Origin of the sequence: Arthrobacter sp. 8AJ (assembly GCF_902506025.1) — a bacterium.
Classification (GTDB): Bacteria; Actinomycetota; Actinomycetes; order Actinomycetales; family Micrococcaceae; genus Arthrobacter.
On sequence record NZ_LR733289.1, the window covers coordinates 3,811,465 to 3,832,622 of the forward strand.

Annotated in this window: 19 protein-coding genes; 9 read left to right on the top strand and 10 right to left on the bottom strand. The window is 66.9% G+C overall.

What is annotated here, in order from left to right:
* Window positions 1-102 precede the first annotated feature (102 nt).
* From BACI349Y_RS17700 to BACI349Y_RS17710, 3 genes are all read right to left on the bottom strand, one after another.
* Window positions 103-2,448, bottom strand: a complete 2,346-nt coding sequence (locus tag BACI349Y_RS17700) for a glycoside hydrolase family 65 protein (protein WP_159633808.1) — start codon at window positions 2,446-2,448, stop codon at window positions 103-105.
* A gap of 137 nt (window positions 2,449-2,585) precedes the next feature.
* The gene (locus BACI349Y_RS17705) at window positions 2,586-3,323 is read right to left on the bottom strand and encodes an HAD family hydrolase (RefSeq protein WP_159633811.1); all 738 of its coding nucleotides are present in this window, start codon (window positions 3,321-3,323) and stop codon (window positions 2,586-2,588) included.
* Window positions 3,324-3,525: 202 nt separating this feature from the next.
* Window positions 3,526-4,143, bottom strand: coding sequence for an alpha/beta hydrolase (locus BACI349Y_RS17710; protein ID WP_159633814.1), 618 nt, complete (start codon window positions 4,141-4,143; stop codon window positions 3,526-3,528).
* A gap of 173 nt (window positions 4,144-4,316) precedes the next feature.
* Between BACI349Y_RS17710 and BACI349Y_RS17715 the strand changes: the two genes are divergently transcribed.
* The 5 genes from BACI349Y_RS17715 (at window position 4,317) to BACI349Y_RS17735 (ending at window position 9,071) form a co-directional block, all read left to right on the top strand.
* Window positions 4,317-4,574 carry a DUF6458 family protein gene (locus BACI349Y_RS17715; protein WP_159633816.1) on the top strand — a complete coding sequence of 86 codons (258 nt, stop codon included), beginning with the start codon at window positions 4,317-4,319 and terminating at the stop codon, window positions 4,572-4,574.
* Window positions 4,575-4,841: 267 nt separating this feature from the next.
* Window positions 4,842-5,648, top strand: coding sequence for a DeoR/GlpR family DNA-binding transcription regulator (locus BACI349Y_RS17720; protein WP_159633819.1), 807 nt, complete (start codon window positions 4,842-4,844; stop codon window positions 5,646-5,648).
* Window positions 5,645-6,625: a 1-phosphofructokinase family hexose kinase gene (locus tag BACI349Y_RS17725; protein WP_159633822.1), complete on the top strand. Its 981-nt coding sequence runs from the start codon at window positions 5,645-5,647 to the stop codon at window positions 6,623-6,625. Before BACI349Y_RS17720 ends, BACI349Y_RS17725 begins: the two co-directional genes overlap by 4 nt.
* Window positions 6,626-6,627: 2 nt before the next feature.
* Window positions 6,628-8,727: a PTS fructose transporter subunit IIABC gene (locus tag BACI349Y_RS17730; protein WP_159633825.1), complete on the top strand. Its 2,100-nt coding sequence runs from the start codon at window positions 6,628-6,630 to the stop codon at window positions 8,725-8,727.
* 65 nt (window positions 8,728-8,792) lie between these two features.
* A complete protein-coding gene (locus tag BACI349Y_RS17735; protein WP_015935750.1) occupies window positions 8,793-9,071 on the top strand; it encodes an HPr family phosphocarrier protein in 279 nt (92 codons plus the stop codon).
* A gap of 118 nt (window positions 9,072-9,189) precedes the next feature.
* Here BACI349Y_RS17735 and BACI349Y_RS17740 read toward each other — a convergent pair whose 3' ends face one another.
* The 3 genes from BACI349Y_RS17740 to ku form a co-directional block, all read right to left on the bottom strand.
* Window positions 9,190-9,621 (bottom strand): SRPBCC domain-containing protein, encoded by a 432-nt coding sequence (locus BACI349Y_RS17740; RefSeq protein WP_159633828.1) that lies wholly within the window; start codon window positions 9,619-9,621, stop codon window positions 9,190-9,192.
* Window positions 9,618-10,466, bottom strand: coding sequence for a class I SAM-dependent methyltransferase (locus tag BACI349Y_RS17745; RefSeq protein ID WP_159633831.1), 849 nt, complete (start codon window positions 10,464-10,466; stop codon window positions 9,618-9,620). Before BACI349Y_RS17745 ends, BACI349Y_RS17740 begins: the two co-directional genes overlap by 4 nt.
* Before the next feature lie 174 nt (window positions 10,467-10,640).
* On the bottom strand, window positions 10,641-11,813 hold the full coding sequence (gene ku / locus BACI349Y_RS17750; RefSeq protein WP_159633834.1) for a non-homologous end joining protein Ku: 1,173 nt from the start codon (window positions 11,811-11,813) through the stop codon (window positions 10,641-10,643).
* Between the two features lie 40 nt (window positions 11,814-11,853).
* On the opposite strand from ku, the gene BACI349Y_RS17755 reads away from it, so the two are divergent.
* Window positions 11,854-14,358, top strand: coding sequence for an ATP-dependent DNA ligase (locus BACI349Y_RS17755; RefSeq protein ID WP_159633837.1), 2,505 nt, complete (start codon window positions 11,854-11,856; stop codon window positions 14,356-14,358).
* A gap of 163 nt (window positions 14,359-14,521) precedes the next feature.
* Here the strand turns inward: BACI349Y_RS17755 and BACI349Y_RS17760 are convergent, their stop codons facing one another.
* Window positions 14,522-14,779: a hypothetical protein gene (locus tag BACI349Y_RS17760; protein WP_159633840.1), complete on the bottom strand. Its 258-nt coding sequence runs from the start codon at window positions 14,777-14,779 to the stop codon at window positions 14,522-14,524.
* Between the two features lie 431 nt (window positions 14,780-15,210).
* Between BACI349Y_RS17760 and BACI349Y_RS17765 the strand changes: the two genes are divergently transcribed.
* Together BACI349Y_RS17765 and BACI349Y_RS17770 are read left to right on the top strand one after the other, a co-directional pair.
* Window positions 15,211-16,800, top strand: a complete 1,590-nt coding sequence (locus BACI349Y_RS17765; RefSeq protein WP_159633843.1) for an MFS transporter — start codon at window positions 15,211-15,213, stop codon at window positions 16,798-16,800.
* 205 nt (window positions 16,801-17,005) lie between these two features.
* Window positions 17,006-18,142 (top strand): FUSC family protein, encoded by a 1,137-nt coding sequence (locus BACI349Y_RS17770; RefSeq protein ID WP_159633846.1) that lies wholly within the window; start codon window positions 17,006-17,008, stop codon window positions 18,140-18,142.
* Here BACI349Y_RS17770 and BACI349Y_RS17775 read toward each other — a convergent pair.
* A complete protein-coding gene (locus BACI349Y_RS17775) occupies window positions 18,110-18,883 on the bottom strand; it encodes an SDR family NAD(P)-dependent oxidoreductase (RefSeq protein ID WP_159633849.1) in 774 nt (257 codons plus the stop codon). The genes BACI349Y_RS17770 and BACI349Y_RS17775 overlap by 33 nt on opposite strands.
* A gap of 193 nt (window positions 18,884-19,076) precedes the next feature.
* Between BACI349Y_RS17775 and BACI349Y_RS17780 the strand changes: the two genes are divergently transcribed.
* Window positions 19,077-19,400: a hypothetical protein gene (locus BACI349Y_RS17780; protein ID WP_159633852.1), complete on the top strand. Its 324-nt coding sequence runs from the start codon at window positions 19,077-19,079 to the stop codon at window positions 19,398-19,400.
* 33 nt (window positions 19,401-19,433) lie between these two features.
* Here BACI349Y_RS17780 and BACI349Y_RS17785 read toward each other — a convergent pair whose 3' ends face one another.
* Both BACI349Y_RS17785 and BACI349Y_RS17790 read right to left on the bottom strand, forming a co-directional pair.
* Entirely contained in the window at window positions 19,434-19,763 is a 330-nt protein-coding gene (locus BACI349Y_RS17785) for a GNAT family N-acetyltransferase (RefSeq protein ID WP_159633855.1), read from the bottom strand.
* A gap of 15 nt (window positions 19,764-19,778) precedes the next feature.
* Complete coding sequence (locus BACI349Y_RS17790) at window positions 19,779-21,098, bottom strand: acyltransferase family protein (protein WP_159633858.1); 1,320 nt, start codon at window positions 21,096-21,098, stop codon at window positions 19,779-19,781.
* Window positions 21,099-21,158: the final 60 nt, after the last annotated feature.

The following is a 21,158-nucleotide window of genomic DNA, read 5'->3' on the forward strand; positions in this document are numbered from 1 at the left end:
TTTTGGGGGGCACCAGGCCGGAAGACAACAGGAGACTGGGGAGGCCCGGCATGGGAAGCCGCCGGGCCTCCCCCGGCGCGTCCGCCCAGCCCGGCACCCCGCTCAGCTGTTGCCGCGCACCACCGGGATGCTCGCCGTCGGCAATCCGCTGGGGAACACCGTGGGTTCCGGTTCCGCGACCGGTTCCAGTGGAACCCGCACCGGCTCGTTGCCCACCGTCAGCCGCTGGCCACGGACGTCAACTTCCAGCGGACCGCCGTCCTGGACCGTCAGCGTGATGAAGCCGGCGGCGAGCTGGACCAGCAGCAGGCGGCCCCTGATCTTCAGGTGGAAGGTCAGCCCCTCCCACTCCGCGGGAAGGCGGGGATCGAAGTACGGGACCGGGCCTTGGTCGCGCATGCCGGCGAAACCGCACACCAGCGAACTCCAGACTCCGCCGGTGGAGGCGATGTGCACGCCGTCGATCGTGTTGCCGTGCGTGTTGTCAAGGTCAATGAAGGCGGCATTGGTGAAGTGGTCCAGGGCCTCCCTCGAATAGCCCACCTCGGCCGCTATGATCCCCTGGACGCAGGCGGACAGCGTGGAATCGCCGGTGGTGATGGGATCGTAGAAGTCGAAGGCCCGCTGCTTCTCCTCAGCAGTGAAGTCCTGCCACTGCAGGAACATGGCCAGGACGGTATCGGCCTGCTTCAGGACCTGGTGCCGGTAGATGACCAGCGGGTGGAAGTGCAGCAGCAGCGGATACTTGGACCGCGGCGTGGTCCAGTCCCAGGCCTCCAGGGTCATGAAGTCGTTGTCCTGGGAGTGGACCTGCATCCGGTCATCGAAGGGCAGCTGCATGCGGTTGGCGGCAGCCTCCCACAGCTGGCGCTCCTCGTGGGTGATGCCTGCGTGCCCAAGCGCGGCGGCGGCACGCAGGTTGAAGCGGGCCATCACGTTCGTGTACAGGTTGTCATTCACCACTGCCGTGTACTCATCAGGGCCGGTGACGCCGTGGATGTGGAAGAGCCCGTCCTTGCCAAAGAAGCCCAGGGAGATCCACATCCGGGCCGTCTCGATCAGCAGTTCAGCGCCCATGCCATCCCGGAATCCGGCATCCCCGGTTGCCCAAAGGTACCTGTTGGTGGCGAAGGCAATCGCGGCGGCGATATGGAACTGTGCGGTACCGGCCGCGTAATAGGCGCTGGCCTCGAGCCCGTTGATGGTGCGCCACGGGAAGAGGGCGCCGTCCACGCTCAGCTCCTTCGCCCGGATCCTGGCCTCGGGAAGCATGCCGTGGCGGAACTCGAGGACCTGCCGGGCGCCGTCGGGGTTGGTGTAGGTAAGGTACGGCAGCAGGTACACCTCCTGGTCCCAGAAGTAGTGCCCCTCGTAGCCCGAGCCCGTCACGCCTTTGGCGGGGATGCCGGCAACATCGGCACGCGCCGTGGCCTGGGCCAGCTGGAACAGGTTCCAGCGGATGGCCTGCTGCAGCCCGGGCCGGCCGCCCTCAACCACGATGTCCGAGGTGGCCCAGTAGCCGCGGTAGTGGGCCATGCTTTCGGCAAAAATGCTGTCCACCGGGCGGAGGGCCTCCTCAGCCACTGCGGCCGCATCCACGTCCGGGTCCTGGACGGTGGGGCCGGCCGCGTAGCTGACGGTCTTTTCCAGCCGGAACGGGTCACCGGCGTCCACTGCAAGGACGTACCGGACGGTGCTGTCGTCCTGGTCCACCACCGTTTCGAACGGCTGGTGGCCGGCGGAGGTCCAGTGGTCCACCGCGATCCCCACCCGCTGCTTGGACTCGGCTGCCTCCCAGGACAACCGCAGCGAGCCGTCGCCGCCGTCCAGCCGCACGGGGAGCAGCACCCGCCCGGCGTGCCGTCCCGCCCGGCGGGGATCGTGGACGGAGTGGTCTTCCACCGGCTGGTCCTGGCGGTTGATCACCGCGGAGGTGACGTCCAGGGAGATTTGCCGGTCCGCATCCACCTCCAGGGAAATGCCCAGGCAGCCGCGGGATTCGTAGCCCACCGCCCGCCGTTCCGTGGTGGTCACCGTGGCGCCGGAACGGCACTGCCAGGTGATGCGGCACTCGTAGATCCCGGTGGAGAAGTCGACGCTCCGGCGATAGTCCAGGACCTCTGATTCGGCAAGGCTGAGGTTTTCGCCGTCCACCACCACGGTGAAGTTGTTGGCGTCCGGGATGTAGAGGATTCGCTGGCCCGTCCGGGCGAAGCCAAAGGCATTTTCGGCGTGCTTGATGTCCCAGATTTCGTGCAGGCCGTTGATGAAGCTGCCTGGCAGCTCTGCGTCGGCCGCCGCCCAATGGGCACCCCGGATGCCCAGATGGCCGTTGCCCAGGGCGAACAGGGCCTCCAGGGTTCCGGCGCCATCGGTTCCGTAGCGCGTTTCGACGAGCTGCCAGGGGGTATCGGGGAACCGTTCGCGGTCCGCGGAGATCAATGCCATGGTCGGGGTCCTTTTGGCCTTGCTGTGGTGCCGGACTGGCCGGCACGGAATATTCGGGGGAAGGGCAATACTCGGATGGGTGCTGCCGGGGAGCAGCAGGGTTGCCCGGGGCAGGCAACGGGGTTTGAGGCCTGGGTTTAGGGGACGAGTTCCTGGAGGTCGTTGACCACCAGGGTGGCTCCGGCGTCCAGGAGCGTCTGCCGCCCGGCGCCACGGTCCACGCCGATCACGGAGTGGAACGATCCCGCGTGTCCGGCCTGAACCCCTGACACAGCGTCCTCGACCACTACGCACTCCGGACTGGAGAGGTCCAGGAGTTTGGCCGCGTATTCGTAGGTGGCCGGGCTTGGTTTTCCGGGCAGGCCCTGTTCCGCGGCCACCACACCGTCCACCACCACGGGGAAATAGTGGCTGAGTCCGGCGGCTTTCAGGACGGCAGGGGCATTGCGGGAGGAAGAGACGACGGCGACCTTGAGTCCGCGTTCCAGGGCGGCTTCGAGGAAGCGGACCGAGCCTTGGAACGGTTCGACGCCGGCGCTCACGATGTCATTGAAGATCGCGTTCTTCCGGTTGCCCAGGCCCTGGACGGTTTCGTGGGCAGGGTCGTCATCCAGCGGGCCTTCCGGGAGCGTGATCCCCCGCGAAGCCAGGAAGTCGCGCACACCGTCAAAGCGGGGCTTGCCGTCGATGTGGTCGAAGTAGTCGCTTTCCCGGTACCCGGGGACCTCCGGATGCGAGGCCAGGTAGCCATCGAACAGTTCCTGCCAGGCGCGCTCGTGCACGGTGGCGGTGGGCGTCAGAACGCCGTCCAGGTCAAAGAGGATTGCTGCGGCGCCGGTCCAGCCGGCGGTCCCAGCTGCAGTTTCGAGTGTCATCGGCAGTGCGGTGTCCTTTCGGTTCGTGGACAGCCGGCCCTGCCGGGACAGCCTGAAGGAGGATACTGCTGCGCCTCATGCACGCAGCATCACTTCCTTGTCCGCCCACTGCAGGACCGATCATGGCCGTAGACGAGTGTAAGCGCTTGCAAATTTCGCTGGCAACTGTTTTTTCGTACCCACCGATGGGGCAGCTACACAGTCAGCGCAGCACGTAGTGGCGCAGGAAGGCGCTGACGTCCACCATCTCGGTCTTGGACATCGCGTGCCCCATTCCCGGGTACGTCCGGGCCGTCAGCAGCGTGTTCTTTTCCAGCCACTCCGCGGTGTAGGCAACGGCGTCCTCGTTGATCACCAGGTCCGCCTTGTCCCGGCCCCAAAAAAAGGGCGGCCTGACGTCAAAGGAGTCCGTCACCGAGAGGAGCTCGTTGTTGAGCACAAAGCCGGACAGTCCCACAACGGCCTTGTAGTCATCCGGGTGCAGCCGCAGGAGCGTGCTGGCCATGGCCATGCCCTGCGAGTAACCCATCAGGGTGACGCTGCTGTGCTGGTCCCTGACGGAACTGATCCAGGCCCGCACCGAGTTGGCGGCGGAGATGACATCCGCGAAGTCGTTCGCCAGGAAGTAGTCGAGCAGGAACCAGCCCCAGTGGTCCCCGATGGGCATCGGAGCCCGCAGGGCGGCAAACGTGAACTCGGGAGGCAGGTACTCGAAGAGGCGCACCATCCGGGACTCGTCCGTACCGTAACCGTGCATCATCACCAGGAGGGGGGTGCCTGCGCGCTGGCCTTCCGGCTTGGACCACACAACTGTTTCCACTGGTCAAGCCTAACTACGGAAGCACGACGCCCCGCCCGGATCATTGAATCCGCAATCACCGGGAGGTAGCGTGACGCTTGATAGACAGCAGGCTTGGCTTTTGGCAGTGTACGCACCACCCTCCCGTATCGCCCTACCAGCGCCGCGCAGCCCGCGGCCATAAGGAGCAAGTCATGAGAATCGGATCGTCAATCTTCCTCATCGCCCTCGGCGCCATCCTTGCCTGGGCCGTGGCGCCCGGACTCATCCCGTTCGTGGACCAGCAACTGGTGGGCTACATCCTCATGGCGGTAGGCGTAATCGGGCTGATCGCCTCACTCATCCTCGCTTCCCCCGGCCGCAGCCGCCGGGTCAGCGAGTCCCGTTCGGTCATCGATCCCACCACCGGCGAGCGCATCACCCGCCACGAAAGCCGGGACGGCGGCATCTAGCCGGGCCGACACCGGGGACGGGATCCGGGCCACCACCAATGAACCCGAGAAGCCGGGCTGGACCACCACGTGTCCAGCCCGGCTTTTTCGCGCCTGCGCCCGGGCCTGAAAATGCTGGATCTTGTTTCATGTTGGTTTCCATTGACAAACCAACAGAACCAAAGATAAAGTCAAGTAACTCAACATCAATGTGATGCCAGTCACGCAGGACCGAAGAAGACGGCCAGGCGTACAAACTCACAGCAGGACCTACGCAACGGAGGGTATGTGTTCGCCGAAGAGCGCCAGCAGCAGATTGCCGAGCTTGTAGCCGGCAGCGGCCGGGTCAGCGTGACCCTGCTGGCTGAGCGCTTCCGCATCACCACCGAAACGGTACGCAGGGACCTTGCAGCCCTCGAAAACGCCGGCACGGTCCGCCGTGTCCATGGCGGCGCCGTTGCGGCAGACCGCTTCAGCACCACCGAGGAAAGCGTCACTGAACGGGCCATCCAGCGGCCGGACCAAAAGATCCGGATCGCCGAAGCCGCCCTTGCCCTGATCCCCCGGAACTCGCCCGCCAGCGTCCTGATGGACGGAGGCACCACCACCGAGTTGCTTGCCGACATGCTGGCCCGCCGCGCCGCCGTCGAACCTTCCGACGGAACGGGCCCCCAGCACGAACTGGTGGTCATCACCCACGCAGTACCCATTGCCAGCAAACTCTCCAACGTCCCCGGCGTTGCCCTGCAGATCCTGGGCGGCCGGGTTCGCGGCCTCACCCAGGTGGCCGTGGGGCAGGCAACGGTGAACGCTGCCGCCCGGATCCGCCCTGACATCGCGTTCATCGGGACCAACGGCATCCACGCCACCTTTGGCGTCAGTACTCCCGATCCTGAAGAAGCCGCCGTCAAGGCAGCCTTCGTCCAGTCGGCACGCCGCATTGTGGTGCTGGCCGACTCCTCCAAGCTGGACACGGAAACCCTGGTCCAGTTCGCCTCCCTGAAAGATCTGGACACCTTGATCACAGACAGTGAACCCGGACCTGAACTCGCAGCCGCCTTGGAAGAGGCCGGCGTTGATGTGGTGGTCGCATGATCGTCACCTTCACGGCCAACCCCAGCCTTGACCGGACCGTCGCCCTTCCCGGCCCGTTGGAGCGTGGCGAGGTACAGCGCGCCGTCTCCGTCCGCCAGGAATCCGGCGGCAAGGGCGTCAACGTCTCCCGCGCCCTGGTCGCCTCGGGACTGGAGTCCCTTGCCGTCCTCCCCGGCGCGGACAGCGATCCCGTCCTGGCCGGGCTGCGCGAGCACGCAGTGCCCTTCGTTCCCCTTCCCATCGACGAGCCGCTGCGCACCAACGTGGCGCTCACCGAACCCGGCGGCGTGACCACCAAGATCAACGAACCGGGCCCCGCACTGGATGAGAACCAGCAGGAAGCCCTGATCAAGCTGCTGGTCGAAAGCTCGCGCGGCGCCACCTGGGTGGTCCTGGCCGGCTCGCTGCCGCCGGGATTCCCCTCTGACTTCTACGCAACGGCTGCCCGCCGCCTGCGTTCTTCCGCCGACGGCACCGCCCCGCGGATCGCCGTCGACTCGTCCGGCCTGCCACTCGCGGCTGCCCTCACCGGCGGCCCGGAAGGCATGCCCGACCTCCTGAAGCCCAACGCCGAGGAACTGGCGGAGCTGGCCGCAGCTGCCGGTTTCCCCCCGGCATCCGGTGACGAACTGGAAGCGGATCCGGCTGCTGCCGCTGCCGCCGCAGCCGCCGTCGTCCGTTCCGGTGTGGGTGCTGTGCTGGCAACTCTCGGTTCCAAGGGAGCTGTCCTCGTTACGGCCGACGGCGCGTGGCTGGCCACGCACCCACCGGTCGCCGCGGTCAGCACGGTGGGTGCGGGCGACTCCGCACTTGCCGGCTACCTGCTTGCCCATGGCCGGGGCGCCGCCCCTGCCGACTGCCTTCGTCAGGCGGTGGCCCATGGTGCCGCCGCTGCCTCGCTGCCGGGTTCCACCGTTCCGGCAGTAAACCAAACCACCCCGGATGCCGTAACCATCACGGCCCTTCGAAAGGATTGACAGTGACCCAGCTCATCACCACGGACCTGGTCGAGCTCGACCAGAACCTGGGCAACGCCCCCGAGACGGTGATCCGGCATCTGGCAAGCAAGGTAGCTGCCACCGGACGCGCATCAGAAGTCGAAGGACTCTTCGCGGACGCCTTCGCCCGCGAGCAGAAGACCGCCACGGGAATCCCCGGCGGCATCGCCATCCCGCACTGCCGCTCCGCCGCCGTCACCGTGCCCACCCTGGCCATGGCCCGCCTGAACCCCAAGGTGGACTTCGGTGCCAAGGACGGCCCCGCTGATCTGGTGTTCTTCATCGCCGCTCCGGACGGAGCGGACCAGGAGCACCTGAAGTTGCTCTCCAAGCTGGCCCGGTCGCTCATCAAAAAGGACTTCACCGCGGCACTCCGCAACGCCTCCAGCCAGGCCGAAATCGTCGAACTCGTGGACGGGGCACTGGCGGACAAGCCTGCGGCGCACGCCGCTGCGGCTCCCGTTGACGCAGTCCCGGTCGGCGCGAGCGTCGGTGCGGCCAGCGCCGCCGGCGCCAGCGCGGTAGGTGCCCCGGCCGGCGCCTCCGGTTCCGCCGCCCGCGGACCCAAGCGCCTGGTGGCCGTGACTGCGTGCCCCACCGGCATTGCCCACACCTACATGGCAGCCGATTCCCTCGTCGCGGCCGCCAAGGAAGTAGGCGTTGACCTGCAGGTGGAGACCCAGGGTTCGTCCGGGGCCAAGGCACTGGACCCCGCAGTCATCGCCGCAGCCGACGCCGTCATCTTCGCCGTTGACGTGGACGTGCGCGGCAAGGAGCGCTTCGCCGGCAAGCCCGTCATCAACGCCCCCGTGAAGCGCGGCATCGACGAACCGGACAAGATGGTCCAGGAAGCCCTGGCCGCGGCCGACAACCCCAACGCCCGCCGCGTCCCGCACTTCGGTGCCGAGGAACAGGCCGAGCACGAGGCTGAGGAAAAGGGCGAGCACATCGGCCAGAAGCTCAAGAAGGCCCTGCTTACCGGTGTCAGCTACATGATTCCATTCGTGGCCGGCGGCGGCCTGCTGATCGCCCTCGGCTTCCTCATGGGCGGCTACCTGATCACCAAGTACGCGGACACGATCGTGGTCCAGAACAGCCTGTTCAACCTGCCCACCGAATTCCCCGAAAACGCCTGGGGTCCACTGGGCGCCTACCTCGGCGCGGTCCTGTTCAAGATCGGCGCCTTGTCGCTCGGGTTCCTGGTTCCGGCGCTGGCAGGCTACATCGCCTACGCCATCGCTGACCGTCCGGGCATCGCGCCCGGCTTCGTTGCCGGTGCAGTTGCCGGGTTCATGGGTGCCGGCTTCCTGGGCGGCATCGTTGGCGGCCTGCTGGCCGGCTACATCGCCCACGTGGTGGGCCGCCTGCAGGTGGCACGCTGGCTCCGCGGCCTGATGCCCGTGGTGATCATCCCGCTGCTGGCCTCGCTGGTGGCTTCGGGCCTGATGTTCGTGATCCTGGGCGGCCCCATCGTCGCCATCACCAACGGCCTGAACTCCTGGCTGTCCGGCCTCACCGGTGCCGGTGCCATCGCCCTGGGCGTGATCCTGGGCCTGATGATGTGCTTCGACCTCGGCGGCCCGGTCAACAAGGTTGCCTACTCCTTCGCCGTCGCCGGCCTTGGTGCCGCCACCATCGACAACCAGGCTCCGTGGCAGATCATGGCCGCCGTCATGGCGTCCGGCATGGTTCCGCCGCTGGCCATGGCCCTGGCCTCCACCGTCCTCAACAAGAAGCTCTTCAGCCTGGCCGAGCAGGAAAACGGCAAGGCAGCATGGCTGCTGGGTGCGTCCTTCATCTCCGAAGGCGCCATCCCGTTCGCCGCTGCCGACCCGCTGCGCGTTATCCCCGCCAGCATGCTGGGCGGTGCGGTGACCGGTGCCATCTCGATGGCTGCGGGCGTCGGATCCAAGGCACCCCACGGCGGTATCTTCGTCTTCTTCGCCATCGACAACTTCCTGATGTTCGTTGTTTCGATCATCGTCGGTGTGGTGGTTACCGCCCTGTCGGTCATCGCCCTCAAGCGCTGGGCAGTCAAGAAGACCGTTGATACGGTTGAACCGGTTCCCGTAACCGTCTGAGCCGGTTTAGCCACAGACCTTCCCGGCGCTGAACCATCAGCACGCCGAAAGACAAAGGAGCAAAAATGCCAGAACGCACCGCAACAGTCGCCAGCCGCGTGGGCCTGCACGCCCGCCCCGCCGCTATCTTTGCCGAGGCAGCCGGAGAGTTCGACCTGGACATCACCATCGCCCGTGAAGGCGAGCCGGCAGACGAGGCCATGGATGCCGCCAGCATCCTGTCCCTCATGAGCCTGGGCGCCTCACACGGCGACGTGGTGGTCCTCCGCGCCGAAGGTGCCGGCGCAGACGATGCGCTGGAGCGCCTGGTGCAGATCCTCGAAACGGATCACGACGCCGAGTAGCAGCTGCGCTGCCCCAGGCAGCACAACGCCGGCGGCCGCCGTCGGGCTTTCCTCCCAAGGGAAACGTCCGACGGCGGCCGCCTGGTTTTAACCCCCAGCCCACCCGGGCGGGGAGCAGTCAGCCGCGCTCGGCGAGCGCCTTGACGTCCGCCACGAGCTTGTCCCACATGCCCTTGGAGTGCGCGGCTGCTTCCTCGCTGGGGTTGTTGTCCTGTGACAGCGAAAGCTTCGTGGCACCGTCCCGGTCCTCCAGCGTCCATTCGAGCGTGTGGTAGTTCTCCGGCTTGTCCTCCTGGCCGGACAACGGGCTGAAGTGGGTGTACACCAGTTTCCGGCCTGGTTCGACCTCGAGGATCCGGCCCTTGTCCTGGAAGGGCTTTCCCTCCCACTCCCCCTGCCATGTGATGGGGCTGCCGACCCTCCAGTCGGTCTGCAGGGTTGCCCCGAACATGAACTCCTTCACGGCGGCGGGGTCGGTGATCACCTCCCATACGCGTTCCGGCCCGGCGTCGATCATGGTGACGGACGTTGCTACGTGGTTTTCGGTCATGCTGCAGCCTTTCTTGCCGTGAAGAGCAGGTACTCCCACTCCATCTGGAACGGGGAATCGCCGTGCGCATCACCGAAGGAATCGGCAAGGTCGGTCAGGGCCTTGTCCAAGGCCTTGACCTTTTCCTGGTCCTCGCCCAGGAATTTGTAGACGGCGATGATGGGGCCGTAGTGGGACTTGAAATACCTGACGAAGTCCGCGGGCTGGTGGAAGCTCCTGACGGCCAGGTTCTGCTTGCGGGTGTGAACGTCGGTGATCCGGTCCCCCAGCAGTTCGCGGACATGCTCCTCGCTCCCCCAGAGCGGGGCCGGCTGCGCGCCGGGCGGGGGCGGCGGGGCAAACGGCTTCAGGGCGGCCAGCATCTGCCCGACGAATCCTTCCGGCGTCCAGCTGAGCAGCCCGACGGAGCCGCCCGGCTTGCAGACCCGGAGCAGCTCGTCCGCGGCCGCCTGGTGGTGCGGGGCGAACATCACCCCGATGCAGGACATCACTGCGTCGAACTCCGCATCGCCGAACGGCAGGGCTTCCGCGTCGCCCTCCTGCCACTCCAGGCTGACGCCACGGTTGGCTGCCTCTTTGCGCCCTGCCTCAAAAAGTTCAGGAGTAAGGTCGCTGGCCACCACCTTGGCACCCATCATGGCCGCGGGAATGGCCGCGTTGCCGGTTCCGGCCGCAACGTCCAGGACCCGTTGGCGTGACCTGATGCCGCAGGCCTCCACCAGGACGGCGCCCAGTTCCAGGAGCATCTCGTCCGCGAGGGCGGGGTAATCCCCTGACGCCCACATGGCCCGGTGCTTTTTCTTCAGCTCCCGGTCCGCCTCCACTGCATCGGTCTGCTGGCTCATGTCCGTGCCCCTCTACGTGTCAGGTCCACATGGGTGACAGCACGCTGTTGGCACAGCGGAGGCTGCGATGCGACTCATTGTGGGCGCGTTGGAGGCCGCTGTAAAGACAGGGTTTCCCGAAAGCGCGCCGGACCGGCCGGCCAGGCCCTTCCGGAGTGCCGTCCCAAATGCCGGTCAGGCCGGCTTGCGCGCCCTGGTGGTCTTGGCAGCCGGCTTTGCCGCGGCCTTTGCGCCGGACGCCTTGGTGTCCGCCGAGCCTGCGCCGGAGGACTTGGACGCGGTTGTTTTAGCTGCAGCGGACTTGGCGGCAGTGGATTTGGCTGCAGTGGATTTGGCTGGCGTCGACTTGGACGCCGTGGACTTGGCGGAAGCCGGTGTGGACTTCGCTGATGACCTGGTGGCTGGCTTGGCATCGTCCGTGCCGGTCTTCGCTGCCGCGGTCCTGGACGCGGCCGCCTTGGTGCCGGAGGTCCGGCGTGCCGGTTTGGCAGTTTCGGTGTCCTCGTCCCCTGCGTCCGCTTCGGCGTCGGATTCCCCGCCGGCGGAGGCGGCTTCCCCGCCGCCGCGCTTCCGGTCCAGGCTCCGCTTGAGGGCCTCCATGAGGTCAATAACCTCGCCCTTGCCGCCCTCGCCGGCTTCCACGCCAAAGGTTTCCTCCGTGTCCAGCGATTCGCCCTGTTCCAGCTTGGCGTCGATCAGCTGGCGGAGCTGCACCTGGTACTCGTCGGTGAAGGAGTCTGGTTCGAAGTCGGCGGCCATGGATTCCACCAACGCCGCTGACATGTCCCGTTCCTGGGCGGAGATCCTGATGTCCGCCTCCAGGGACGGGAAGCTCGCCTCGCGCACCTCGTCGGGCCAGAGCAGGGACTGCAGCACCAGGACGTCGTCCTTGATCCGCAGGGCACCCAGCCGGGTCTTCTCGCGCAGCGCGAACTGGACGATGGCCACCCGGTCCGTGTCCTCCAGCGCGCGGCGCAGCAGAACGTAGGCCTTGGGCGACTTGGAATCCGGCTCCAGGTAATAGCTCTTCTCGAACATCATGGGTTCGAGCTGCTCCGACGGCACGAACTGCACCACTTCGATCTCGTGGCTGTTCTCGGCGGGAATGGACTTGAGCTCATCCTTGGACAGCACTACCGTGCGGCCATCCTCCTCGAAGGCCTTCTCGATGTCCGAGTAGTCCACCACCTCGCTGCAGACCTCGCACCGGCGCTGGTAGCGGATCCTGCCGCCATCGGCATTGTGAACCTGGTGCAGACTGATGTCATGATCCTCAGTGGCGCTGTAGACCTTCACGGGCACGTTGACCAGGCCGAACGCGATGGCACCTTTCCAGATGGCTCTCATTCATACAGTCAACATCAGAGCGGGCCGGAGGTGAAGCCCCATGGCAGGTAGCCGGGAACGTGTCCGGGTGGCGGGGCGCGAACTGACGCTGACCAACCTGGACAAGATCATCTACCCGGAGACCGGCACCACCAAGGCGGATGTGCTGGCCTACTACGCCGCAGTGGCACACGTCCTGATACCGGCGGCCGCCAACCGCCCGGCCACGCGGAAGCGGTGGGTCAACGGAGTAGGCACCGCGGACAAACCGGGAGAGGTGTTTTTCCAGAAGGACCTGGAGGACTCAGCGCCCGGCTGGCTGCCCCGGGCCGCGATCACCCACAAGGACCGGACCATCCACTACCCCCTGGTCAACGACGCCGCCACGCTGGCCTGGTTCGGCCAGATCAACTCCCTCGAAATCCACGTGCCGCAGTGGCGGGTGGATCCGCACGGCCACCAGCTCAATCCGGACCGGCTGGTGCTGGACCTGGACCCGGGCGAGGGTGCCGGGCTGCCGGAATGCCGGGAGGTGGCCCTCCTGGCCCGGACCATCCTGCAGGACGTGGGCCTTGACCCGGTCCCGGTGACCAGCGGCAGCAAGGGCATCCACCTGTACGCGGCGCTGGACGGCAGCCAGACCTCGGAACAGATCTCCGCTTTCGCCCGTGAACTGGCCCGGGCACTCGAGGCCGACCACCCGGACCTTGCCGTCAGCGACATGAAGAAATCCCTGCGCACGGGCAAGGTGCTGGTGGACTGGAGCCAGAACAACGCGGCAAAAACCACGGTGGTCCCCTACTCGCTGCGCGGCAGGCCCACGCCCATGGTGGCCGCCCCGCGGACATGGCGGGAAATCCAGTCTCCCGCACTTAAGCACCTGGACTACCAGGAGGTGCTGCGCCGGGTGCGGGACGGCAAGGACCCGTTCGCCGCCGTCGTGAACGCCGCGGCAGGCGCGGAGGCGGGTGGAACAACCGGCAACCCGGACCAGGGGGACGCACACCACGACGCCGACGCCCGGCTGGGCAGGTACCGTTCCATGCGCGACCCCAAGGCGACCCCCGAACCGTTCGCAGGCATCCCGGCCGGCGGCAACAGTTTTGTCATCCAGGAGCACCACGCCAGCCGCCTGCACTGGGACCTGCGGCTGGAACACGAGGGGGTCCTGGCGTCATGGGCCCTGCCCAAGGGCATCCCGGAATCCGGTGGCAGGAACCATCTGGCCGTCCAGACCGAGGACCATCCCATGGACTACCTCACCTTCCACGGCACCATCCCCAAGGGGCAGTACGGCGCGGGCGAGATGACGATTTGGGACACCGGCACCTACGAACTGCACAAGTGGATCAACGGCAAGGAAGTCATTGTCACCCTGTCGGGCTCGGAAAGCGGCGGCCTGGGCGGCAGCAGGAAGGTGGCCCTCATCCACACCGGACGCGGGCAGGGCAAGGACGCCGAAAACCAATGGCTCATCCACCTGATGGACCAGGAGCAGCAAGGCGGACGACGACGGCAGCCGGCCCGGGCAGTGCCGGAACCTTCGCAGGACGCCGGCGGCGAAGAGGCGTCCGAGGCTCCCGCAGCAACGCTCAGCGCTCCCGCCAACCCGCTGGAGTACGCGCCCATGATGGCAACCTCGGGAAGCACCGCCGACCTGCACGGCAGCACCTGGCAGTACGAGCTCAAGTGGGACGGCGTCCGGGCGCTGCTGGTGGCGGACAGCGAAAAGGTCCGGATCTTCTCCCGCAACGGCAATGATGTCACCAAGACCTACCCCGAGTTCACGGACCGGGCCTGCTGGCCGGAGCAGCCGTTCGTGGCGGATGGTGAGATCATCGCCGTCGGGCCCGGTGGAAGGCCTGACTTTGGCCTGCTGCAGGGGCGGATGAAACTCACCCGGGCCGCCGACGTCGCCAAAGCCCGCACCTCGATCCCGGTCCAGCTGATGCTGTTCGACCTGCTCTTCGACGACGGCAAGGACCTCCGGCGCCTGCCGCTCAGCACACGGCGGCAGCGGCTGGAGGAATTCTTCCGTCCCTCCGGCTGCCCGGTGGACCTGTCCATGGTGCTTGAGGAATCCGTGGACCTCCTCCTCGACAGCGCCCAGGAGCTCGGCCTTGAAGGGGTGATGGCCAAGAGGACGGACAGCCGCTACGTGAGCGGGCAGCGGACCAGGACCTGGATCAAACTCAAGACGGAGCAGACGCAGGAAGTGGTGGTGGGCGGCTGGCGGCCAGGGAAGGGCGGCCGGCAGGACACCGTGGGATCGCTGCTAGTGGGCATTCCCGACGGCGGCAAGTTGCAGTACGTGGGCCGGGTCGGGTCCGGTTTCAGCAGCCGGGAGCTCACGGAACTCCGCCAGACGGTGGAACGCCTGGGCCGGAAGACCTCACCCTTCCACGACGTCCCCCGGCCGGATTCCGCCGACGCCCACTGGGTGTCACCGGAGCTTGTAGGCGAGGTGACCTACAGCGAGTGGACGGGCCCGGGCAGGCTCAGGCATCCACGGTGGCGGGGCTGGCGCCTCGACAAGGACCCGTCGGACGTGGTCCGCGAAGGGTGAGCCCGGCGCGATGACTCCCGGCGGAGCGCACGCTTGTCGGTACGCTTGCGGGTCCGCGGCGCGCAAATTACCTGGCGTCCTCCCTATGTCGGGGGCGCCAGGTAACTTCCGTGTCGATATGGACAGCGCGCGTCGCCATGCTGGATCCGCGCGCCGCCGGCAGCTATGAGGAGTGCGGCATCTGCGGCCGGCCGGTGCGGTGGACCGCCACCACGGCGGCCTCGTGCCCCATCCGGCCGTGGCCGGCGCCGCGGTCCTTCGGGTGCCTGCGCTTTCCCAAGCCGTCCGGCCACCCGCCCTGCCCTGCCAGCGGAACGGCACCCGTTGCCGCGGGGCCGGGCGTAACAGGCGCATCCATGGCTGCCGCAAGATGGTCCGCCACTTCAGGCCTGATGTGGAACTGGTTGGATTCTTCACCCATGTGGTTCTTCCCTTCTTTCCTTCGTTCTTCCTTGAAACGAATGCCGACGAAAGCGCCCGGGCGCGCGGACTACTGCCCGGAAAGAAGTGTGTTCATCGCTCTACCATAGGCACGTCCGGGGCTGCTGGGAACCCCTCCGGGGACCGTGGCAGCGGTCACTTTTTGCGGCCGGTTTCCCGCGGGAGCGGGCTTGAAACGGAGCAACTTGGAAAAATTTTGGTAACGGCGCCGTTCATCAGCCTGCTTCCCAGTGATCACGCGGGAAAAGCCGGGGGAAAAATTTCCGGAACCGGCCCCATATCGGGCCCAAAAGGGAGCATGCTACGCCATCAAACTGCCCGGACGCTAGAGGAATCCCGTAAAATTGAAGGCCTGCCCGGAGCGGGGCAGCTACAAGTCGCAAGCAAATGACCTCCACAGGAGTTGCCCAAATGCCCACAGACCGAAGCATGACCGACTCTTCAGCAGGCGCCAGGAGCGCCCGCGGAACCGACCCTGCAGCCCCCACGGCTGCCAAGAAGCCCAGGCTGCTGCCACGCCGCCGGCTCAAGGAATCCGATGTCAACGTGGTGGACCAGCCCATGCTCAAAAAAGCACTGGGCGGCACGATCGTTGGCAACACCATGGAGTGGTACGACGTAGGCGTTTTCGGCTACCTCATCACCACCATGGGCCCGGTGTTCCTCCCTGAATCCGATCCCACCACCCAGACGCTGTTCCTGCTGGGAACCTTTGCCGCCACCTTCATCGCCCGTCCCCTGGGCGGCGTGATCTTCGGCTGGCTGGGCGACAAGATGGGCCGCCAGAAGATCCTGGCCACCACGCTGATGATCATGGCGGCCAGCACGTTCGCCGTCGGCCTCCTGCCCGGATACGCCCAGATCGGCCTCTGGGCTGCGGCGCTCCTGGTGCTTCTCAAGGTCATCCAGGGCTTCTCCACCGGCGGCGAGTACGCCGGCGCGACCACGTTCGTCAGCGAGTACGCCGCTGACAAGCGCCGCGGCTTCTTCGCCAGCTTCCTGGACCTGGGCAGCTACCTCGGCTTCGCCATCGGCGCTGCCCTGGTCTCTGTTCTGCAGCTGACCTTGGGCCAGGGCACCATGGAGGACTGGGGCTGGCGCATCCCGTTCCTGGTTGCCGGACCGCTGGGCCTGATCGCCGTGTACTTCCGGAGCAAGATCGAGGAATCGCCGCAGTTCCAGGCCACCCTTGATGCCCAGGAAGAAAACGCCAAGAACGCCTCCGCTGGGGACACCGCCACGGCCAAGGGACCCGTGGGAATTGTCAAGGCCTACTGGCGCCCCATCATTGTGGCCATGGTTGTTGTGGCCGCTGCCAACACTGCCGGCTACGCGCTGACGTCCTACATGCCCACGTACCTGACCGAGTCCAAGGGCTACGACGAGGTGCACGGCACGCTGCTGACGATTCCCGTCCTGGTGGTCATGAGCCTCTGCATCCCGCTGACCGGCAAGCTCTCCGACCGGATTGGCCGCCGTCCTGTGCTCTGGATCGGCGCTGTCAGTACTATCGTCCTGGCCATCCCGGCGTTCATGCTGATTGGCATTGGGCAGATCTGGTCCACCCTCGCCGGCCTGGCGCTGATCGCCTTCCCTGTGACCTTCTACGTGGCCAACTTGGCATCGGCACTGCCGGCCCAGTTCCCCACCTCCAGCCGGTACGGAGCGATGGGCATTGCCTACAACTTCGCCGTAGCCATCTTCGGCGGAACCACCCCGTTCATCGTGGCCGCGCTGATCGGGGCCACCGGCAACGACATGATGCCGGCGTACTACCTGATGGCCACCTCCCTGGTGGGCGCCGTGGCCATCTACTTCCTGAAGGAATCCGCCAACCGGCCGCTCCCGGGATCGATGCCCAGCGTTGACACCCAGGCAGAGGCCAAGGAACTGGTGGCGACCCAGGACGAGAACCCGCTGATCAACCTGGACGAACTGCCGTTCGACACCCAGGACGGCACCGACCCCCACGCACACCGCGGGGTTCCGGCCGGGGCATAGGCCCAGCCTCCCGGGCACTCTTGTAGCCCACGCTCACAGGCCCGTCCCGCGTGCTTCCTTGGGGGAAGCACGCGGGACGGGCCTTTGCGTGCCTGCCCGATGTCCTCCCGTGACTGCCGGCATGTGGCTCTGCATGGGGTGCGGTGATACGGTCGCAAGGGCCCTCGGGCTGCAGTAGATCCATAGAAACAGGACAGGTCGGGACATGAAGCGCGTTGTGGAGCAGGTACGCGCGCTCCACCGGTTGGAACCTGCCAACGGCGACCACCTTGCCGCGTTCCGCGTGGCCCTCAGCGTGGCGGTACCGTCGCTGCTCCTGCTGGCCGCCGGCCGTACCGACCTCATCATCTACGCCGTGTTCGGCGCGCTCACCGGCATGTACGGCCGCTCGGAACCGCACCAGCTCCGGCTCCGCCACCAGGGCCAGGGCGCCCTGGTGCTGCTCACCGGCGTGGTGGTGGGAGTAACGCTCTCCATCAACCACATCCACTCCTGGTGGCTCGTGGCAGTGGAAGCGACCCTGGCCGGAGTGGGGTCGGTGTACGCGGACAGGGTCCGGCTGAAACCCAACGGGCCCTTCTTTGGAATCCTCGCCCTGGGCGCCTGCGCTTCCGTTCCCACCGCAGTCCCCTGGTACACCGCCATGCTCATCGCGGTGGCATCCTCGGTGTTCTCCATCCTGATTGGCTTCAGCGGCTGGGTTCGGCGGCGGTCCTGGGAGCCAGGGGCCACCCGGAGCGTCCCGCGCCGTTCGGCGGCGGGGCGCCGGGAGTTGTCAGTCCACGCCGCCCGGTACATCCTGGCGGTGGGTGCCGCCGGGACCGTGGGCGTCATCAGCGGCAGCGGCCACCCGCACTGGGCCATGGCCGCGGCCGCCGTACCCCTGGCCGGAGCAGACCTGCCCAGCAGCGTCCGGCGGGGCGTCCACCGCATTGTCGGGACGTTCCTGGGACTGGCGGTCACCGCCGTCGTCATCATCCCGGGACCCTGGACCCTGGCGGCGCTGTACCCGGCGCTTCAGGAGCCGGTACACCGGGCGGTGGTGCTGGCGCTGCTGGTGATCCTCTTCCAGTTCGCCACGGAACTGTTCATGACCAGGCACTATGGCCTGGCCATGGTCTGGTTCACCCCGGTCATCCTGCTGATAACCCAGCTGGCCTCCCCCACCGAACCCCGGGTCCTGATCCTTGAGCGGGCCGTGGAGACGCTGGTGGGCGCGCTGCTGGGGATCCTGGTGGTGCTGGCCGTCCGCAGGTCCGGCGCCCGGCCGCGGAAGGCCCTTCCCGGGCTCCCGGCCAGGCGCCCCGGCCTACTTCGGCTTCCGCGCCGGCCCGGCCATTAGCCGCGCCGGCGCCACCTTGGCCACGGCGGCAACCACTTTGTACCTCTTGGAGGGGATGGACACCGCCTTGCCGCGTTCGTTGTCCGCCAGGCCTTCCCTGACCACCCGCTCCGCGCGCAGCCACGTCCAGGACGGGGCCACCGACTTGTCCATCCCCATCCGGTCGTGGAACTCCGTGTGGGTAAAGCCCGGGCAGACTGCCGTGACTTTGATGCCCCGCTTGCGATAGGCCAGGTTTGCCCACCGGCTGAAACTCACCAGCCACGCCTTCGCCGCCGAGTAGGTGCCGCGCGGCAGGAACGCAGCCACGCTGGCCACATTGATGATCCGGCCCTCCCCGCGCTCCAGCATCCCCCTGAGTGCCGCGTGGGTGAGCACCATGGACGTTTCCGCGTGCAGCTTCAGGTGGCGCCTCTCCTCCGCTGCGTGGTTGTCCTCAAAGTTGTGCAGCAGGCCGATCCCGGCGTTGTTCACCAGGATCCCCACCGGCCGCGTGGCGTCCTCAAGGCGTTCGACGACGGCCGCGACGTCGTCGTCCTGCGTCAGGTCTGCGGGAAGCACCTCCGCCGTGACGCCGTACCGCCGCCGGAAGTCTTCCGCTGTTTCTGCAAGCCGGGACGCGTTGCGCGCCACCAGGACCAGGTCATGCCCCTGGGCAGCGAGCTGCTCGGCAAATTCGTGGCCCAGTCCGGCGCTGGCGCCAGTAACGAGTGCTGTGGTTCGGGTGGTGGTTGGCGTCATGCTGCCAGCCTAGCCAGAGAGACGGCTGTGTGGGCTGTTAGGGCTTGCTGGCTGCGGGGCTGATTCCCAGCCGTAACTTGTGCAACAAATAGTAAGCATGCTTTGCTTACGGTGATAGATGAACCTCCGCAAGCAGTTCGCGGCGGGGCTGCCAATGCCGGCGGTTCCGTGAAGAAGCCCAAGGAAGAACATAATGACCACCGCAATGGAACACCAGCTGACGGCGTTTGGGGCGCGCACCGAGGCAGCTGGGCAGCTCTTGTCCACAACCGTACCCGTGGACGCAGGGTTGCTGATGACCCTGAATTCGCGCATGCACTGCCGCACGCCAATGCAGCGCGTCGACCATGACGAGCTTCCGGTCCGGCAGCCCGTATATGTTGACGGGGACACCGTAGTTTCACTGCGTCCCGGGTCCGTCCCGGACAGCATCGTCACTTACCGCTGCGCCTGCGGCTTCACTATCGATGATCCGGGCACCGCCATGGGGATCACCGACCAGGCGCTGGCCAGCTGACCCGCCGCCGGCACGAATGCCGGCGGCCCGGGATCAGCGCTCCGGCCAATCGACGAATTGTTCGTAGCCTTCGTGCTTTCGCAGGTAGCTGGAAATGAACGGGCAGTGCGGAATGATCCGCTTGCCGGTGGCCACCACGTCATCCAGGGCAAAGTGTGCAAGGACCTTGCCCAGGCCTTGTCCCTCGAAATCCTCGCCGGTCTCGGTGTGGGTGAAATCGATGTGCCCGGGAAGATCGTGGAAAAAGGCCTGGACAGCCAGCCTGCCGTCCACCAGGAGTTCGTACCGGTGCTGTGCGTCATTGCGCCGCAGCGAGACATTTGCGGTGAACTTGTCCTCAGCGGACGTGGTGTTCTCGGTCATGGTTCGACACTGGCACTACTTCAGTCCGCTGGCAATGGTCCTTCGGCCATGGCGGCGCCGGTATGGTTGCCGGCGCCGCAGCGGAAAACCGCCCAGCAAAACGATCGCCACCGAGAAACACACCGTGCCGGCGGCCAGCAGTCCCAGTGACAGTCCGCTGAGCGCGGCGTCCGCCACGGGGATGAAGACCACGACGACGGCGGCCCCCGCCGTGGCGGGCCGGCAGCGCAGGGTGACGGCCGTCGTCGCCCGTTCCTCCAGATGGCCAAACGCGGCGGCCACCGGCAGGAGCAGGATGAGCAGCGCCAGGACCACCAGGGGCCGCGACCACCACCATGCAGCGGTGCCGGCGCCGGGCTTGGGGATCGGCGCCAGGAGCAGCAGCCCGGACATGCCCACCAGCAGCGGCAGGTGCCACAGGTACACCGTGAGGGATCTGCCGCCAACCAGCACCAGCAGCCGGCCGATCCAGCCCACCCCGGCCAGCGGGGCCAGGACCGGACGCGCCAGTTCCATGGTGGCCAGCTGCGGGACGGCCAGGATCACCAGGGTCAGGTTGGGCGGGTTGAGGTTCACCAGCATGTTTCCGCGGTACAGCCCCAGCCCGGTCACGAGTCCCAGCAGCAGGTGTCCGGCCACGGCAATGCCCAGCAGCTCGGAACGGGACAGACGGGAAAAGTGGCCGTCGGCGGCCAGGAAACCCAGTTGCTGGACCGCGCACCACACGAACACCAGGTTGGCGTTGGCGAGGTCCGGCAGGACGCCCCGCAGGCAGTCCACGGCAACCACGAGCCCGGTGAGCAGGCAGAAGCCAAGCCAGGGCGCCCGCGCATGCAGTGCCGCCAGGGCCGGGATGTTCAGCTGCGCCGCGAGGTAGGCGGCCAGGAACCACAGGGGCATGCCCGCCCCGGCTGCCATGAGCTGGACCACCTGCCGGTCCACGCCGAGCGCCGCCGCCACGGACAAACCCACCACCATCGTTGCCAGCAAAGGGGTGGCCGGGCGGAGGAGGCGCAGGAGCCGGGCGCGGATGAACTGGGCCGCGGTGCCTCCGCTTGCCTTGAGCCGGCGCCAGGACTGCAGTCCGGTCACGCCGCCGGTGACGAAGAACAGGGGCATGACCATGAAGATCCAGATGATGGGCTCGAACCAGTCCTGCTGGGCAAGGGTGTTCTCGGTGGTCACGGTTCCGTCCGGGTGCAGGACCGGGCTGACCATCATGGAGTGCCCCACCACCACCAGCGCCAGGCAGATGAACCGGACAAGGTCGATGACCGGATCACGGTCCACCGTGTCCGCCCCGGTTCCTGTCCCCCGCCCCACGGTGCTGCGCATGGGACCTACAACGGCTCGACGCTGCCCACGGCACTATTGTGCCCCCGTTGCCTGCGCGGG